Source organism: Paenibacillus sp. N119s (assembly GCF_059447605.1).
In genome coordinates this window covers 1-360 of the sequence record NZ_JCAJRU010000547.1, presented here as the reverse complement: position 1 = coordinate 360, position 360 = coordinate 1, and the positions used below count along the sequence as shown (strand labels likewise).

General features: G+C 50.3%; 1 protein-coding gene and 1 pseudogene. Both read right to left on the bottom strand.

All coding sequences use genetic code 11. The features are described 5' to 3' along the window. Window positions 1–111, bottom strand: a 111-nt coding sequence (locus AC5V8P_RS26265) for a family 1 glycosylhydrolase (protein ID WP_495474142.1), incomplete at its 3' end; no start/stop codon positions are given. Continuing rightward, window positions 108–360: pseudogene (locus AC5V8P_RS26260) on the bottom strand (glycoside hydrolase family 95 protein); the annotation flags it as partial. The gene AC5V8P_RS26265 and the pseudogene AC5V8P_RS26260, both read right to left, overlap by 4 nt.

Here is a 360-nt window from a genome sequence, read left to right as displayed (position 1 = left end):
TAGGCTCCTGATCGACAGCCCTCTCCCATCCTCCTGATAGGCTCCCTCGATCTGGTAGGCAGCTGTTGCGGTACCCCACATAAAGTCCTGCGGAAATTGAAAAATAGTCATTGTCTCTCTTCCTCTCCCTCAATTATAATCGTATATTGTTTTACTTTTTCCTGCTTTTTGGTAAAAATCCATGACAAAATAAATCCTCCGTGCTTGGAGTCAGGCTGAGCCTGACGAGTATCAGTGTGAAATGGATGTGCACTGCGAATGGTGATGCTTCCTGTCTGGACGGAGACAGTTAGTTCCGCACGGACCAGCCGCGAGCTGGACCACTCCAGACTGACCGTGACCCCGCCACGTCCCTTCAGA